This window comes from Citrobacter sp. Cpo221, from assembly GCF_030332345.1.
Taxonomy (GTDB): Bacteria; Pseudomonadota; Gammaproteobacteria; order Enterobacterales; family Enterobacteriaceae; genus Citrobacter; species Citrobacter portucalensis.
The window spans coordinates 70,240-86,476 of sequence record NZ_JAOWIA010000033.1 but is presented as its reverse complement, the minus strand read 5'-3'; the positions used below and the strand labels follow the sequence as shown (position 1 = coordinate 86,476).

At 51.8% G+C, this 16,237-nt stretch carries 17 protein-coding genes; 7 read left to right on the top strand and 10 right to left on the bottom strand.

Annotated features, from left to right (window positions below; genetic code table 11):
• Positions 1–23: 23 nt before the first annotated feature.
• From OGY72_RS04925 to OGY72_RS04910, 4 genes are all read right to left on the bottom strand, one after another.
• The gene (locus OGY72_RS04925) at positions 24–1,232 is read right to left on the bottom strand and encodes a c-type cytochrome (RefSeq protein ID WP_286547158.1); all 1,209 of its coding nucleotides are present in this window, start codon (positions 1,230–1,232) and stop codon (positions 24–26) included.
• A gap of 3 nt (positions 1,233–1,235) precedes the next feature.
• Positions 1,236–3,128 (bottom strand): NAD(P)-binding protein, encoded by a 1,893-nt coding sequence (locus tag OGY72_RS04920; RefSeq protein ID WP_063941525.1) that lies wholly within the window; start codon positions 3,126–3,128, stop codon positions 1,236–1,238.
• 88 nt (positions 3,129–3,216) lie between these two features.
• On the bottom strand, positions 3,217–3,690 hold the full coding sequence (locus tag OGY72_RS04915; protein ID WP_063941524.1) for an ester cyclase: 474 nt from the start codon (positions 3,688–3,690) through the stop codon (positions 3,217–3,219).
• A gap of 11 nt (positions 3,691–3,701) precedes the next feature.
• Positions 3,702–5,129, bottom strand: a complete 1,428-nt coding sequence (locus OGY72_RS04910; RefSeq protein WP_149384661.1) for a gamma-aminobutyraldehyde dehydrogenase — start codon at positions 5,127–5,129, stop codon at positions 3,702–3,704.
• A gap of 315 nt (positions 5,130–5,444) precedes the next feature.
• On the opposite strand from OGY72_RS04910, the gene OGY72_RS04905 reads away from it, so the two are divergent.
• Both OGY72_RS04905 and OGY72_RS04900 read left to right on the top strand, forming a co-directional pair.
• The gene (locus OGY72_RS04905) at positions 5,445–6,170 is read left to right on the top strand and encodes a FadR/GntR family transcriptional regulator (RefSeq protein ID WP_003832701.1); all 726 of its coding nucleotides are present in this window, start codon (positions 5,445–5,447) and stop codon (positions 6,168–6,170) included.
• A gap of 24 nt (positions 6,171–6,194) precedes the next feature.
• On the top strand, positions 6,195–6,893 hold the full coding sequence (locus OGY72_RS04900; protein ID WP_003832700.1) for a cache domain-containing protein: 699 nt from the start codon (positions 6,195–6,197) through the stop codon (positions 6,891–6,893).
• A 21-nt stretch (positions 6,894–6,914) separates the two neighbouring features.
• Here OGY72_RS04900 and OGY72_RS04895 read toward each other — a convergent pair whose 3' ends face one another.
• A complete protein-coding gene (locus OGY72_RS04895) occupies positions 6,915–8,396 on the bottom strand; it encodes an APC family permease (RefSeq protein WP_003832697.1) in 1,482 nt (493 codons plus the stop codon).
• A 332-nt stretch (positions 8,397–8,728) separates the two neighbouring features.
• Between OGY72_RS04895 and OGY72_RS04890 the strand changes: the two genes are divergently transcribed.
• Complete coding sequence (locus tag OGY72_RS04890; protein WP_003832695.1) at positions 8,729–8,869, top strand: hypothetical protein; 141 nt, start codon at positions 8,729–8,731, stop codon at positions 8,867–8,869.
• Between the two features lie 51 nt (positions 8,870–8,920).
• Here OGY72_RS04890 and OGY72_RS04885 read toward each other — a convergent pair whose 3' ends face one another.
• Positions 8,921–9,814, bottom strand: coding sequence for a LysR family transcriptional regulator (locus tag OGY72_RS04885; RefSeq protein ID WP_003832693.1), 894 nt, complete (start codon positions 9,812–9,814; stop codon positions 8,921–8,923).
• A gap of 306 nt (positions 9,815–10,120) precedes the next feature.
• Between OGY72_RS04885 and OGY72_RS04880 the strand changes: the two genes are divergently transcribed.
• The 4 genes from OGY72_RS04880 to OGY72_RS04865 are packed head-to-tail and all read left to right on the top strand — an operon-like array spanning position 10,121 to position 13,226.
• Positions 10,121–10,954, top strand: a complete 834-nt coding sequence (locus OGY72_RS04880; protein ID WP_148362040.1) for an ABC transporter substrate-binding protein — start codon at positions 10,121–10,123, stop codon at positions 10,952–10,954.
• A gap of 1 nt (position 10,955) precedes the next feature.
• A complete protein-coding gene (locus OGY72_RS04875) occupies positions 10,956–11,774 on the top strand; it encodes an amino acid ABC transporter ATP-binding protein (RefSeq protein ID WP_003832690.1) in 819 nt (272 codons plus the stop codon).
• Positions 11,774–12,559, top strand: a complete 786-nt coding sequence (locus OGY72_RS04870; protein ID WP_286547157.1) for an amino acid ABC transporter permease — start codon at positions 11,774–11,776, stop codon at positions 12,557–12,559. The genes OGY72_RS04875 and OGY72_RS04870 overlap by 1 nt, the downstream gene beginning before the upstream one ends.
• Positions 12,549–13,226 carry an amino acid ABC transporter permease gene (locus OGY72_RS04865; RefSeq protein ID WP_003832686.1) on the top strand — a complete coding sequence of 226 codons (678 nt, stop codon included), beginning with the start codon at positions 12,549–12,551 and terminating at the stop codon, positions 13,224–13,226. The genes OGY72_RS04870 and OGY72_RS04865 overlap by 11 nt, the downstream gene beginning before the upstream one ends.
• A 9-nt stretch (positions 13,227–13,235) precedes the next feature.
• Here the strand turns inward: OGY72_RS04865 and ydhT are convergent, their stop codons facing one another.
• From ydhT to OGY72_RS04845, 4 genes are all read right to left on the bottom strand, one after another.
• Positions 13,236–14,000, bottom strand: coding sequence for a protein YdhT (gene ydhT, locus OGY72_RS04860; RefSeq protein WP_502873478.1), 765 nt, complete (start codon positions 13,998–14,000; stop codon positions 13,236–13,238).
• A 51-nt stretch (positions 14,001–14,051) separates the two neighbouring features.
• Complete coding sequence (gene phsC, locus OGY72_RS04855) at positions 14,052–14,837, bottom strand: thiosulfate reductase cytochrome B subunit (RefSeq protein ID WP_003832682.1); 786 nt, start codon at positions 14,835–14,837, stop codon at positions 14,052–14,054.
• Positions 14,834–15,502, bottom strand: coding sequence for a 4Fe-4S dicluster domain-containing protein (locus tag OGY72_RS04850; RefSeq protein WP_063941522.1), 669 nt, complete (start codon positions 15,500–15,502; stop codon positions 14,834–14,836). Before OGY72_RS04850 ends, phsC begins: the two co-directional genes overlap by 4 nt.
• A 64-nt stretch (positions 15,503–15,566) precedes the next feature.
• Positions 15,567–16,232 carry a YdhW family putative oxidoreductase system protein gene (locus OGY72_RS04845; protein WP_286547155.1) on the bottom strand — a complete coding sequence of 222 codons (666 nt, stop codon included), beginning with the start codon at positions 16,230–16,232 and terminating at the stop codon, positions 15,567–15,569.
• Between the last annotated feature and the right edge of the window lie 5 nt (positions 16,233–16,237).

Sequence of the window (16,237 nt, the reverse complement as noted above, 5' to 3'; positions counted from 1 at the left end):
AAGCATCTTATCCGGCATACTGTTTAATGTGACGCTTTTTTAACCCCTGCCAGATCCTCCTGGCTTACTTCGCCATTCCCTTCCCCCCAACTTTTACGCACGTAATTAATCACGTCGCGCATTTCGTTGTCACTTAAGATGCCACCGTAGGCAGGCATCTTAAAGGAGACGTTGCCACGTGTTGTCGGCGTTTCTGCGCCGTGGGCAATGACTCTGAACAGCGGCGTCGGGTCATCAACCATCACCAGTGGATTGTTGACCAGTGAAGGAGCGTTATCATCCGTACCTTTCCCTTCCAGACCGTGACAGGTTGAGCAATAGCGGTTATAGGTCACTTTGCCCGCCTCAGGTGAATTCGACCAGGACGCTGTAGTCGCCGCAGCACGTTCCGTTTCAGGCTTCGCGCTTTTCAGACTCAACAGGTATTGGGCGATCGCCGTGGCATCTTCGTCGGTCAGATACTGTGTACTCTGCGTGACGACTTCAGCCATCGAACCTGAAACTGCGGCATGCTTGCTCTTACCGGTCAGCAACAGCGATTTTAACTCCTGCTCAGACATACCGGTGCCACGCAGCGAAGGTGCATACCAGCCGTCAATCATCGCGCCGCTCAGGTACTCGGCATCAGCATTGGTATACGCTTTTTCATTCATCGCCATACCTCTTGGAGTGTGGCACGAACCGCAGTGTCCGGGGCCTTCCACCAGATAAGCGCCCCGTTTTACCAGAGCAGCATTATCATCCGTTTTCGCGCTCTCTGCTGTCGCCGCTGGCGCGTCGGTAAACAACCAGTTCCAGATATGCAGCGGCCAGCGGGCGGAGAGTAGCCACGGAATGGCATTCTCTTTATTGGGCTGTGCTGACGGCGTGACGTCATGCATAAAATAGCTATACAGCGCCTTAACATCCTCGTCAGAAAGTTTTGCATACGAGGGATAAGGCATCGCCGGATAGAGCGGATGACCATCTTTGGCAATCCCCTGCCGCACGGCCTTGTCAAAATCCTCGTAAGAATAGTTACCAATACCCTGCGTCTTGTCTGGGGTAATGTTGGTCGAATAAATATCCCCCACCGGAGTAGGAAACTTTTTGCCCCCCGCCATCGCCGCACCACCTTCAGCGGTATGACAGGCGACGCAGTCTGAAATTCGCGCGATGTATTCACCGTTAGATTCAGCAGCGCTTACCGAAGCGGTAAATAAACAGGCGGCGAGAATGGTTACGTTACGCATAGATCACCCCATATCCTTGAGTTCATTAACCGCACGCCATGCCTGATCGATTGCCGTATGGGCATAAGCACTCCAGTCAGAATCGGAGTTAGCGATGGCAATGCGACCGACTGGCTGACGCGCCCGCTCGATAATTTCTGGCATCTTATCCATATCATCGAACAGCGAGTTGGCGTAGTACGCATAGCCATGCGCCCAGCGGTTAACCGTAATGGCGGAAATATCGCGTTGATTATCAAAGCCTGTTGAGCCAAACATCTCCTGCAACTGGGAGCGAATCATCTCCTCATGCGCCGCAAAGGTGGTCCCCAGCAAATAGGCTCGTCCCAGACGGAACTGCTCTCTGGCCGACAGGTTACTGCCCGGATAGGTCGGCACATAGACCATATGAATGACCATCGGGTCGTCCGGGGAGGCCGGATGTTGATACCCACCAATACTGACCGGGTAGTCGAGCTTGACCCTGCTATAAGGTGCCGCCGGAGAATAAAACTCATGCACGCCAAGCTGTTTGAACGCCTGCCAGTTTTTGACCACCACGTTGGTGTACACCAGCGGTGCCTTCACGTTCAGTTTAAGATCCGCCTGCTGCTGTTCCGGCATCTCAGGCACCAGATACGGGATCATCATGTTATAGCCTGCCATGATGGTGTTCTTACCGCGCACACGGTGCATTTTACCGTCACGCAGATAGGTCACCGCCACGCCATCCTGCACGTTGGCCGCATTAATCACCGTGCTGTTCAGGCGCAGGCGCGTAGTGTTTTCCGGCAGATCCAGCTTTTCGTAATGTAGTCTGGCGAGGACAGAGTCTTCCATCGTGTTGCCCGGTAGCGCATCCGGCAGCATATATCTGACTAACAGGCGGGCTAACCCGGCGTTACCGTCCGGGAAGTGGTAAACATACGGCTCTTCGAGGTCGGCCAGCGACTCTCCGTCCAGCGGCGGCAACCCCATCCCTTCCATGCCGGGTAAGGCGCACGCCCTGGCATCACTACAAGAAATACCTTCAATACCAATAGCAAAGAAGTCGTTGGAACGCTGCTGGAAATAGAGCAGCGCCATTTTGCTCAAACCGACTTTTGTTGCCAAAAATTCACTGTAGCTGTGGGTATCCAGCCATTCCATTTTCTCATCGACCGTCATTCCCGGCAGGTAATCACCGGGCCGGACGTGCAGGTCGATCAGCGCTTTTCTGTCATTCTCACTTAGCGGAAAATCATTGATAAAGTCTTCAATTTTACGCCCATTGAGCCTGTCCGGCGGAATATCATCAGATACCGCGCGGCCCGGATCGCCGCTGACGATTTTTGTTTCGCCAAAATTCTTCTTATCGAAGAAAACGCCGCGACTGAGCTGCCAGTCGGGGTAGAAGTTTACGTCAAAACTCTCTTTCAACCGCGTGACGCTGACGCCCACGGTTTCCATCAACTTTTGTACTTCAGGGCTGAAATTATGCGCAGGGGACTGGAATGCTTCGCTGCCACCATAACCGAGTAATTTCTTACCCGAGCTGGTAAATTCATTGCGTTTGGCGTGTCCACCAAAGTCGTCATGGTTATCGAGGATCAGGATCCGGCTATTTTGCCCGGCAACTTGACGCCAAAAACAACCGGCAGCTAACCCGCTAATACCGCCACCCACAATCACCAGATCGTACTCTTCCTCAACGGGCAGAGCGTTTAAATCAAAATGTTTATGCTCGCGACCTAGCGCATGCGCCATTTCAAACGATCCAGGATGATTGCCCCGCAGCCCCGTCAGCGCAGGAGGATAATAATTTCCATCTATAAATGCGTTTCCCTTTCCTGCCGCCCTGACCCACTCCAGCGGGGTAAGTCCCGCCGCAATAGTCACCGCGACGCCGTTGAGAAAATCACGTCTGGTAATTGCCATTAACTTTTTTCCTTATTGCTACACACTGCCTTTAATACGACACAAATAAGAGAGATACCCCTTCTTATTTATAAAGGGGTACAACCGACTACTTCACTGGCTTTAACTCTTCATCCAGTTTTTTAGAATCATAATAATCACCCTGCCAGGTGATTTTTCCTGCTTTAACATGAATATAGCTGACGCCTTCAAATTTGATCGGATTATTTGTCGGCGGACTCCCTGCCCATTCACCACTATTTTTGCCTGAAAATTCCCAACGAAAGGCCACGGTGTCTTCGTCGTAGACGGGCTTGCCGACCATTTTCCAGCTAAGATCTGGAACCGCCTTAATAAAAGCTCCGATAACCTCTTTTTCTGCTTTTTCCCTGCCGTTTACCGGTTCTCCCGCGGCGGCATCATAATAGACCGCATCATCAGCAAGAAATTGAGCGGCTCGCGAAGCATCATGCGCATTCCATGCCGCCATATACTCTTTTACGGTATTCAGCGATGTACTTTCTGCCAGGCTATAGCCCGAGAACATCACTAATGAAAGCACCGCGAGTTTTAATGTTTTCATCGTAATCCTCTCTATTCAGAAATGTCGCACATGATATGTTTCACCCGAGTGTATTCCTCGAGCGAATAGGATGAGAGATCTTTGCCATAACCCGATTTTTTGAACCCGCCGTGCGGCATTTCGGCGCACAGAGGAATGTGATTGTTAATCCACACCGTGCCAAAATCGAGGTCAATGCTGAAGCGTTGGGCGCGACCATGATTACTGGTCCAGACGCTGGCGGCAAGACCATACTCCACATCATTCGCTTTGTGTAGTACCTCTTCGTCAGTAGTAAACGACTGAATAGTCATCACTGGTCCAAATACTTCATGCTGAATAGCTTCATCATTTTGATGCACTCCGGAGACGATCGTCGGCTCAAAATAGAAGCCTGGACCAGGCCCGACGCGCCCACCGGTTTCAATTTTCGCATGTGCCGGTAAACGCTCAATAAAGCCTTTCACCTGCTCCAGCTGATTCCGGCTATTCAATGCACCGTACAGTGCATTTTGATCTTCTGGCGGCCCAAATTTGATTCTTTTTGTTTTCTGGATCAGTTTTTCCAGAAACTCAGCGTAGATAGATTGTTCTACCAGGATCCGCGTAGCCGCTGTGCAATCCTGCCCGGCATTGAAAAAGCCTGCTGTGGTGATCGTCGAAATCGCCTTGTCCATATCCGCATCGGCGAACACGATTGCGGGCGCTTTCCCGCCCAATTCCAGGTGTGCTCGGGTCAGGTTTGCCGCCGCCGAAGCCGCAACCTGCAAACCCGCACGGACCGAACCGGTAATAGAAACCAATGAAGCCTTCGGGTTTGAAACCACCAGCGAACCAGTGCTGGCTTTGCCCAACACAACGTTAAATGCCCCTCTCGGGAACAACGGTGCGGCCAGTTCAGCCAACAGCAGCGTACTGACTGGCGTGGTGTCGCTTGGTTTTAACACCACAGTGTTGCCTGCCGCCAGCGCTGGTGCAATCTTCCACACCGCCATCATGAACGGGTAGTTCCACGGCGTCACTTGCCCAACAATACCCAACGGTTCACGACGAATGGTTGAAGTAAATCCTGCGGAATATTCTCCAGCCGCCTTTCCTTCAAGACAGCGCGCCGCACCAGCAAAAAAGCGGATGGCATCGCAAGATGCCGCGATCTCCTCTTTCTCAATAAAATGGCGAAGCTGACCGGTTTCCTGGCTCTGCGCGGTTACCAGTCGCTCAACGTTGCGTTCAATCTCATCGGCCAGCCGCAACAATGCTTTTTGCCGCTGTGCCGGCGTCGATTTTCTCCAGATGCTAAACGCCGCCTCCGCTGCTGAGTAAGCCTGCTCTACCTCCGCCTCGTTAGCGTTGGGAGATATTGCGTACGTTTCACCGTCAACCGGACTCACCAGTTCGAAGCTATCTTCGCTACTGCCTGCTACATAGTGCCCATTAATAAAATGCTTCAGGGTTTTCATGTTTGTCTCCTGCCAATTAATACATAAAGAATCTTATGTAATATATATATTGTAAAATTTTTTCAAATGCGCAACATTGACACTATGATAAGCCTCGCATTTTTAACTTAATTTTTACATTTTCAGGATGAGGCTTTTTATTGCCAGCTGACGCGTTACGCCCAGCTCATCATAAGGTTATCGGGACACACATCCGCTTGTGCAGTGACGTTGCGCCCAGGCATGTAAAATAACTCGGCCATTCTTACCTTCCTTGCCCGACGGGCATGTGTTAAAAATGGTCGTTGTTTCAGGGAATTGAGTACAGAAAAGATTATGATTACTCACGCGGTCATATTTGCGCCTATCGGGCAGGTCAGTCGTTCAGACCAGATAGTGCAACGCCTTTCAAACGCCATTATCACGGGTTTGCTGGAACCAAAAGAACAGCTTCCCAACGAAACTGATTTGGCAAAGATGATGGGTGTCTCACATATCACTATCAGAGAAGCGCTAAACACGCTTCGGGCTAATAATCTTATCCATACGGTTCGTGGTCGTAATGGCGGGAGTTTCGTTTGCGAAAATATTGATGGCAAAAATAGCGCCCTGCATCCGTTCAAGGCGATCAGTACGGATTATCTGTCTGATCTGGGTGAAATGCATTGCGCCATTATTAGCCATAGCGCGCGGCTGGCTTCCCGACGGATGACCGGTGCGGATATCGCCAAATTTCGCGAGTTTGTCGAGGTGCTCAGAAAGGCAAACTCACCTGAGTTGATGACCCAGGCCGATATGCGTTGTCTGCTGGCGATTGCCGCAAGTTCGCATTCAGCGCGACTGGCCAATCAGGAGCTGCAGGTTCAGGCTGAATGGGCATCGCTGGTGGCGATACTTTATCGCACAGACAGTATTCATGCAGAAATTACCGCGCTTTATTCGGCGCTGGCCGATGCGCTGGCTGCTCACAACGAGGCAGAGTCAGTACAGTTTGCCACGCGGATCATCGACACGTTTACCTACTACCTTATTGAAAAAAAGCTGAAATATAACTCGAACTGACAATCAGTGAAGGCAGGACAGACAATGAGCTCTTCGACATCCCTAAGCGCATTAATTCGTAAAATTGATGACATTACTGTTTCTACCGTAGATTCTACCGTTGCGCTGGCGAGGAGCATCCATGAGGCGATTTCAGGGGTACAAAAGGCCTCAGCCGAGGTCGTTCTCGACCCCTCAGTCAGATCCACCGTTCAACAGCACATCAAGCGCACGCTCAATAACAACCATTACTGCTCAGGGGCGGGATTCGCCAGCCATATTGAGAGCACCGCAACCACAAAAGAGTATTGGTTGCTGGAGTGGTGGTATAAGAAAGATAATGGTTTGAGCCAGGCGCATCTGGATTTGGATCAGGCCACGCAACAACGACTGGACTTCAGAACCTTTGAGTGGTTTAAGCATTCTCCTCCGGCTGGCAAAGCCTATATCCACGGTCCCTACGTCGACTATATTTGCAATATCTCCTATACCCTGACGTCAGCCGTCCCGGTCTACTACAACGATCAGTTTCTCGGTGTTGCCGCGGTCGATCTGCTGGTCAGTCAGATAGAAGCCGAACTGCTTTCCTGCGCCCATCCTGACTATGTGATTCTGACTAATCTGGAAAACAGGATCATTTTCTCCAGTTGGCCACGTTTTCGCGTGGGTGAATTGCTGTCACCTGCAAACAGTACAGTGGTGTATCAGAGCGACTACTTTATCCTTTATCACTATCAAAACTAAGGGCCCGAAGGCCCTGAGTTTTTAGTTATCCTGCCCCATATTGAGCTTATTGGCGTAGGCAATGGCGTCGTTTTCCGGCGCCGCTGAACGACCAAACGGACGGGTCAGGAACATATAAATAAGCCCCGAGCCAACAACAATCGCCAGGCCGAACAGGACCGTCCAACGGTCGATGAAGTCGCTGCTGTCTGCCGGTTGCGCCAGTAACCAGATCCCGCACAATCCGTAAGCTAACGCCAGCACATTCACGATTACGCCCCAACCGCCAATGGTCCACTCCCCCGCCGGTTTCCAGCCTTTCAGACGCTGACGCAGCGCGGCCAGCACAACCATCTGGAACGAGATGTATATCCCGATTACAGCAAACGCGGTGATACGCGACAGGTTATCTGGCTGGAAATAAACCCAAACGCAGATAATCACTGGCAGCAGGCAACTGACGACCATGGCATTATCCGGAACACCATTTTTAGAGATTTTGGCCATCCATTCACTTCCCGGCAGCATTCTGTCGCGGGAGAAAGAAAAGATAAGACGGCTTAACGCAGCCTGCAGAGACAAAATGCACGACAACATGGCGATAATTGCGACGACGATAAAGACAGTTGCGCCAGTTTCGCCCAGAGCTTCATTAAGGATTGCAGGGATAGGATCGGACGTTTTGCCATTCACGATGCTGACCAGATTCGGTGAAGCCAGCAAATAACCCATAACAGAAATAATGGCGGAAATCGCGCCGAATACGATGCTTAAAATCATCGCCACCGGGATCTTTTTACTCGGATTCTGCACCTCTTCCGCAACGTTACCGCAGGCCTCAAAGCCAAAGAACATAAACAGCCCCATCAGCGCAGCGGACATAAATGCGGTGGAGTAGCTGCCGTCATGCGCCAGCACGCCCATCGAGTCAAAAATCACAGAGAACGGCTGCGAACGGTGGAAAATCAGCAGATAAATCCCCAGCGCGATCACGCTGACAATTTCACACCAGAAACCAATTTTTGCCACCCGGGCCAGATTTTTAGTCCCGGACATATTAACGGCCATCATCAACAGCAGCAGCAGGACAGAAGTCACCAACATCGTGGCCGGCGTCTGACCATAGTGGAAGAGTGATTCAACAAACGTTGATGTATATTCCGCGATCGACGTAATGGTGACCACCAGCGCCCACAGGTAGATCCAGGCGGCGATCCACGCATACTTCTTGCCCCACAACCTTCTGGCCCAGGGGTAAAGCCCGCCGGTTATCGGATACTGGGAAGCAACCTCACCAAACACCAATGCCACCAAAAGTTGCCCACATGCGACGATTAAAATCCACCATACTGCGGGCGGCCCCGCCAGCGTTACGGCCAGCGCAAACAGCGAATAGACGGCAGTAAGCGGCGACAGGTAGGTAAAACCCAACGCAAAGTTTGAAATAAGACCTATCGATCTATTGAACTGTTCTTTGCCATCTTTTTGAAAATTATCGTTTTTCTTATCAGGTGTCTGTTCCATATAGCTTTCTCTTTTGTGGAATAGTCGCAGGGTTGAACGATTAATGTATAAAAGATATTAAGTTATATGTATAGTGATTTTGTCGCAGATTTGTTAAAAATGATCGCGCATCACGTTAATGAAAAAGTGGAGATAAAACGGTAGAGAGAGCGAGAGTTTTGCGGTATTTACAACCAACGATTCTTTAGCAATTGCGAACCATAGGCTATTTTGGCGGATAAATACGCACAGCGGATTGCGTTCGATGCTAAGTAGCAAGAATCGCTGCTGTTAAGCAACATTTTTGCAATATAATAACGCGATGTTAAACGCTGAACCTGAGCAGGTGAATGATGGAAATTGATCTCGATAATCTGGTCTTTGATGGACTGGAAGAAGCGCAAGAGCGTAACGCTGAACGTCTGGAAGATGCAGACAAGAAAGCGCAGGAAATTATTGCTGATAATGACTGCGGCGACGCCTGCAAAATCTGATTTCCAAACCGGCGCAATGCCGGTTTTTATTGCCTGTTTAAGCCACCCGCTTCAGCCCGTATACCGCAACGCCTCAATCAGTTGCGCAAAAGCGGCGGTATGCTGTTTTCGGCTGGGATAGTACATATAATAGCCAGGAAAAGGTTCACACCAGTCCTCCAACACTTTTTCCAATGCCCCCTCAGCAACAGCCTGTTCGACGGTGTCTTCCGGCACAAATGCCAGCCCCATTCCCGCCATCGCTGCGCTAATTCGCGGAGGTAGATTGTTAAAAATAAGCTGCCCTTCCACCCGTACGCGCAAATCTTGCCCGTCTTTAGCAAACTCCCAGGCGTATAATCCGCCCAACGTCGGCATGCGCATGTTAATACAGCTGTGATTTTGCAGGTCGTGAGGGGTTTGCGGTTTGCCATGACGAGCAAAATACGCCGGTGACCCCACCACTACCATGCGCCAGTCCGGGCCAATTCTTATGGCGACCATGTCTTTTGCCACCTGCTCACCGAGCCGAATACCCGCGTCATAGCGGCCAGTCACAATATCCGTCAGACTATTGTCGATGGTCATTTCCACATTCACATCAGGGTAAGCCTGCAAAAACGGCTCCAGCGCGGGCCAGACGGTAGATTGCAATGCATGTTCGCCCAGCGTCAGGCGAATGTTACCGGCCACGCGCTGACGGACATCGGTTAATGCCAGCAGCTCAGTTTCAATGTCATCAAAACGCGGGCTGATACTGTTGATAAGCCGTTCTCCGGCTTCGGTCGGCGCAACGCTGCGCGTGGTGCGGGTCAGAAGCCGTACATCCAGCCGCTCTTCAAGCCCGCGGATCGCATGGCTTAGCGCGGATTGCGAAACCCCAAGTTTTGCCGCTGCCCGGGTAAAACTACGCTCGCGGGCAACGATAATGAGATAATAGAGATCGTTAAAATTATCACGCAGCATGCTTATCCCCAATCCAAACCTGTTGTGACATATGGTACAGGTCTGGAGGGGATTCCTGTAGCCTTTCTGGACATTAGCCCAGCTCGGTCTTATTCAAGCGAGCCCTCACACAAAAACAAAATGCAAATTATTGCCAGGCTTATGCACTATTTTTACCTTTCACTTATGCATTATTTTCACCCGCTATTAACACATCCTTCACTAATAACATTTTGTATATAGATAAGAATTTTTTCTTATTTTGTCCCAACCGTAAGTTATGGGAGCGTAAAAAGCACAAACCAAAAACTACAGGGATTTCATACAATGATGGCAAAGAAAACGTACCGCGCTAAAAAAACACTGCTGGCATTCGGCGTGCTGCTGGCCTCAGGACTTACCGTCTCGCAGGCTCAGGCTGACCAACTGGCCGATATCAAAGCCGCAGGCGTTGTAAAAGTCGCGACATTTGACGCGAATCCTCCGTTTGGCTCCGTCGATGCCAAAACCCATAAGATTGTCGGCTACGACGTTGATTTTGCCGAAGCGCTGGCCAAATCCCTTGGTGTAAAACTGGAACTGGTCGCGACCAATCCGGCAAACCGCATTCCGTTATTACAATCCGGTAAAGCCGATTTAATCGTCGCGGATATCACGATTACACCTGAACGGGCGCAGGTAATAGATTTCTCCGTCCCCTATTTTGTTACCGGCCAGCAGTTCCTTGTGCCGGCAAAATCTCCGGACAAGCTTGATGAATACAGCAAGGCACGCATCGGCGCGGTAAAAGGCACTACTGGTGAACAGGCACTGCATCAGCGCTTCCCGCAGTCGCGCGTGGTGGCCTACGACGACATCCCGCTGGCGTTAACCGCGCTACGCAACGGCAATGTTCAGGCCATTACCCAGGACAGTACGATTCTGGCCGGTTTATTAGGTGCTGCGCCGGATAAAGCCGATTTCAAAATTCTGCCGGACCTGCTGAGCAAAGAAGAGATCGGCGTGGGGGTGAAAAAAGGTGAGCCAGCGTTGTTAAAAGCCGTCAACGATGAACTTTTGAAGCTGGAATATACCGGGCAGGCGGCCAAAATTTATGATGTCTGGTTTGGTCCTGAAACCAAAAATCCGCAACCCCGCGCCTTTAAAATAGAAGTCAAGTAATATGCTCTCAGCCCTTTTTCATCGCTCCGCAGCTTCGGCTGCGGATTTTACCCATTTGCGCCAGGCGAGCGTCGAACTGCGCAATGTGATTAAACAGTATGACGCTCATTCTGTCCTTAACGGCGTTAGTTTGGCGGTTGAACCCGGTGAAGTGGTGACCATTCTGGGGCCTTCCGGCTCAGGAAAGTCCACTCTTATACGTCTTATCAACCAGCTTGAGTCGCTCAGCGGTGGCGAAATCTTCATTGATGGTAAACCGATTAGCCAGTTGCGTGGGGCGGCGTTACGCCAGCTACGTAGCCGTATCGGTTTCGTATTTCAGCAATTCAATCTTTATTCGCACCTGACTGCGCTGCAGAACATCGCGCTGGCGCTGGAATATGTTCACGGCTGGAACAAGACGGAAGCGGAACGTCGGGCACTCGAGTTACTGGAAAAGGTAGGACTGGCGGAAAAAGCCAACGCCTATGCCGCGCAGTTGTCCGGAGGGCAGCAGCAGCGCGTGGCCATCGCCCGCGCACTGGCTTCATCACCGCAAATTATTCTGTTTGATGAGCCCACTTCCGCGCTGGATCCGGAAATGATCGGCGAGGTACTGCAGGTGATGAAAAATTTGGCCCACAGCGGTATCACCATGATCGTCGTGACCCACGAAATGCATTTTGCCCGCGAGATTGCCGATCGGGTGGTTTTCATCGATGGTGGCGATATTCTTGAAGTGGCCCCGCCGGAGGATTTTTTCGTCCGACCACAGCACCCAAGAACCCAGCGTTTCCTGAAAAAAGTGCTCGACCCGTTACACCAGGAGTCATCATCATAATGCATGCAATGGACTGGCAGGGAGTGCTGAGCGGGCAACCCCTGCAATGGATAATTTCCGGTTTTCTCACCACGCTCTGGGTGACGCTGGCAGGTATCGTGCTCGCCACGCTCATTGCCATCTCACTGCTCGGCCTGCGCCTGACGGGCAATCGTCTCGCTAAAGCGATGGTCGGGGTGTGGGTCTCGGTGTTTCGTAATACACCTTTACTGGTGCAACTGATGTTCTGGTATTTTGCCGCCTGGAACTGGCTACCCCGTGACGTCATTAGCTTTATCAATGCCGATCATCCATGGTCAATTTTGCCGGGTGATGTCTGGTGGTTAACACCGGAGTTTATCTGTTCAGCATGGGGGCTTGGCGTATTTACCTCAGCATTTTTGGTTGAAGAGATCGCCTCTGGTTTACAGGCTGTTTCTGCCGGACAACGCGAGGCTGCCGTGGCGCAGGGGTTTTCATCCTGGGCGATATTTCGTCATATTCTGCTGCCTCAGGGGCTGGCAAACGCCTGGCAACCGATTGTTGGGCAATATCTCAACCTGATGAAGCTTTCCTCGCTTGCCAGCGGTATTGGATTTGCTGAGCTCACCTACCAGGTACGGCAAATTGAGAGCTACAACGCGCACGCGCTGGAAGCCTTTGCCGTTGGCAGCGCACTCTATCTGTTTACCGGCATCGTTCTGGGTATGCTGCTTACCCGTCTTGGCCCTCAGTCTGCGTCGGGTAAATCGTCAAAGATAAGAATGCGCATCTTCAGCGTCAGGAGCATACTGCATGATCGCTAATGTTTCGGTCATTACCGACAATCTTGACTATCTCCTGTGGGGACGTGTAGCTGAGGGGCAACCCGGCGGCGTCCTGCTCACTTTGCTGATGGCTATCGGTGCGGCTTTGCTGGCGCTGCCTGGCGGGATCGTTCTTGCCTGTTGTGCCTGGCGATTTCCGGGCGCGGTTCGCAACGGATTGTTTATCTGGGCGGAATTTATTCGCGGCATTCCGCTCATCTTTGTGATTTTCTGGATGTGGTATTTGCTACCCATGCTGACCGGAAGCGATCTGCCCGGTGCCGTTACCGTGACACTGGCGCTGGCATGGTTCACCGCCGCCTCGGTGATGCACTCGGTGTATGCTGGAATTAGCGCACTGCCTGGCGGGCAATATGAAGCGGCAGTTGTTCAGGGTTTTCGCCCGGATCAGGCCCTGTGGCTTATCTTGCTGCCGCAGGTGCTGCGTAACGTACTGCCGTCGCTGACAGGGATTTTTATTGGGCTACTGAAGGACACGTCACTGGCGTTTATTGTTAACGTGCCGGAACTCACGACGGTTGCCGGTCAGGTTAACAGCCGGGTGCAGATCTACCCCGCTGCCATTTTTATCTTTACCGGGCTGGTCTATTACCTGCTGTGCTTTAGCCTTGAAAAAATCACCCAGCGCCGATTCGCACTAAAATGACCTCTCGGCTCAACATTCCACGAACTGATGGTCTTCGTTGAGCCGATATTTCACGCCCGCCCGAATGTTATTTTCCCCTTCAACGGCAAGCGCAAAACGCATTCTTTTGCCATCGTGATAAGCCAGCGCCGCACATCCGCCGGGACCAAGAATTATCGAGTCGACAGCACCGGTACTGGCAACAACGGCGTTCTCTCCGCTGGCAATAATGTGGATATTGTCCGCGCAGTTAGCGATTTTCGCCTCTGCGCCAAAACAGGCCAGCTGGGTTAAATCACCGCTACTGGCAATCCGGTTTCGCTCGCCGAGCGAACTGATACGTACGCGCATGCCGGTACTGGCAATACGCGTTCCGTCGCCCACGCTGCTGATACGCGCCGAGTTTCCCGCAATCGCTATTCGCCCGCGATCGCCTGAACTGCCGATATGCGTGTTATAGCCTACACTGCCAATCCGTGCGCTGTAACCGGCACAGGCGATCTGCGCAGCATACCCGGCGCTGGCAATTTTAACGTTGTCACCCGCACTGCTAAACCGGGCATAATCTTCCGCACTCGCCAACGGACGGCTGGTTTCCCCCGCGGCTTGCTCACAGGAAATATTCCCCATTGCGTCAATATCCTGCTGAGCAAAACTCGCCTCTTCCCGCCATTTTGACCAGCCGTATTCCACCAGGCTATTTGCCCAATCGGTATACCCTTCCCGCTGGAGCGCGCGATGAACATCGGCATAGCTTCCTCCTGCAGGAAACGCGCGTAGAAACCAGCGGTACATGACGGGCCCAACACGCCAGGCCCGTAAGTCACTTCGCGTAATCATCATCGCTTAATGCCGGTGGTAGCCATCCACCATACACTTAAAGGTTTCGCCCGGCGTGCGACCCGTAGTGCAGAGATAAAGATGCCCAAAAATGAAAAACAGACTGACTATTGCCAGCGCAAAGTGCGCCTGAAGTAGCCAATAACGCACCCCGGGGAACAGATCGCCGACGGCCGTCGGGTAAAGCGATAACAATCCAGTGATCAGTAGCAGTGGCAACAAACCATACATCACGCCAACATAGGCCGCCTGCTGTAACGGATTAAACTTAGAGCGAGGTGAGGCCGGAAATGGGTGTGACTCGCCCTGCATAATGCCAAACAGGTAAAAACGAGTTTGTCTTTGCGCGCGTGCGATCCAGCCCTGACGTTGAATAATATAGTGATGTCCGTTGCCGCCAATCAGGTTGATCAGCACAAAACCAATCCAGCAGGCAAGTAGCAAAAAGCCACAAACCTCATGAACGGTAAGCAGGCTTTTCATTACCGGTGCGCTGACGGCAGAGAAGTGATTGACCAGGCCACTGACCAAAAGTAGCAGAAACAGCAGCGCATTCGACCAGTGCCACAAACGAACAGCCTTCGAATATAAATAGACCTTCTCACCGTGCCCTGCCGACGCTTTATGTGCCGCCCGAAAGCGCAGCATGGCGTGAAGCGCCAGCACCAGCCACATTCCCACCAGCATTAACCCGGCAACGACTAACCACACAGGCCAGTAGTCCGGTGAAAACAGGGGAACATACTGTGCAAGCTGGGCGTGAAACTGTTCGGCATTCTGCGACGCGTTCATACATTTTCCTTTTTAATCAAATGTTGACCGAACCGACGATACAGATGGGGTTTCCCGGCGCCTGCAAGTTGATATTCGTAATACTTGTTTTCTCGCAACCAGGTCTGAATTTCCGGGCTATCTTCACGACCGAAAATCAGCGCATGTTCCGGGCAAGCGTTAACACAGATCGGAGGGAAACCTTTCGCCAGCCGAGATTCTGCACAGAAGTCGCATTTATCAGCCACTTTGGTTTGCGGGTTTAGATAGCGAACCTGATAAGGACACGCACCAATACAGTAACTGCAGCCAATACAGGAAGACGTATCTACTCGCACAATACCGTTCTCATCTCGCCAAGAGGCACCGGTCGGACACACCTCAATACAAGGCGCATCATCACAATGCTGGCAGGACTGACGGAAGTAGTGATACAGCGTTTCGTTGTCGTTGTCCGAGACTGGAATATGCGCTATCGACAAACGGCTGCCCTGGGCAGGAACATGGTTGGTTTTCCTGCAAGCCCGGGCGCAGATATTACATCCGTTACACAGTGATTCATCGTGAATCATGACGTAACGAACGGCTTTAGGGCTCCTGGTACTCGCTAACAGATTTTGACCTGGACCGGTGAAAAAAATCACCGTCCCCATGCCAATGACAAATTTTCGTCGGGTGAAGGACATCGGGTTATCCTCTAATACTGTGACAGTGGTCGTCCACACGTTCCATGACATCAACCTGAATAATTCAGGGGTTCTGATACTGCTCAACCTCAAGCCATTCACACAGGCCGTACGCTTTGCCATAACTCATAAAACGTTCGCTAAACAGATAAGGCTCCGCATTTGACGATTCCACAGTACGTATATCCGCGTAATCGGGATGCGTTTCCATGGCCGTGAGCGCCGCTGTAATCTGTTGAGACTCAAAGCTGTACGGCGGTTGCGTCAACATGGCGACCTTATAGGGGCGAGGATACGTTCGACAGTCGAAGCGTACCGCCTCGGCAATCGCACGGCAGATGTCGTTTTCCACCACCTGCACGCACATGTCGGCGTAGTTTGCCGTCATGGTTTGCGTTGAGTAGAAATAGACATCTTCCGCCCCCTGCACACGGTTGATATCCGCGTTATTCGCGTCCTGGCACAGCACATCCAGCAGCGCGGAGAGGTCGGCTTCAGGGACCGAATAAGGTGGCTGCAGAAACACGCTGCGCGCTACCAGGTGCCCCGATGCCGAATGCTGGCGGATAAAATCTGCCACAATCGACTCCGGGCTGGCGGCTTCCTGAACCTGCGGCGCAGTCACCTGCTCGACCGGCGGGTGAAACGCCTGTAGCCAGTGTCTCTTTTGGCTATCAACCTCATCAGGAATCGCCTCAACGGGTGCCTGAACGTTGCTCACGTTAGTCATCTCGC